Raw genomic sequence first — 372 nt, 5'->3', positions numbered from 1 at the left:
AGCCTTTTTCTGCCAAGGGCTCAGATATCGAGGAAATAAGCGTATAGGGTGCATTAACTTCGACAGAGCTATTATTGGGTGGAATTACCAGAATAGAGGTCGGTTTGCTTTGCTTAAGGGCCGTGTAGTCATAACCTTTAACGGCACAACCGGATAAAACTCCAAAAGCAAGTATTGAAATAACTAAGAACTTGAATCCCTTCATTTTGTTTTCTCCTTATGATGGCTGTTAGATGCTTCCAAGGCGGTGTCTTGCATGTTGGAGCGAGTCAGAATGCCGTCAACAAATACGCTAGATTCAGGGTACAGTGCTTTTTCTTGTAGCAAAGCGCTTTTTGCCAGGCCAGGGTTTCCGGCTTGAGCGTGAACCAT

At 44.4% G+C, this 372-nt stretch carries 1 protein-coding gene; it reads right to left on the bottom strand.

Annotation, left to right across the window (positions count from 1 at the left end; translation table 11 throughout):
• Positions 1-205 (bottom strand): GNA1162 family protein (locus tag A3756_RS03565; RefSeq protein ID WP_197481143.1); only part of this gene is annotated, 205 nt, incomplete at its 3' end.
• Positions 206-372 lie beyond the last annotated feature (167 nt).

Source organism: Oleiphilus sp. HI0086 (assembly GCF_001635225.1).
This window is presented reverse-complemented; position numbering and strand designations above follow the sequence as displayed.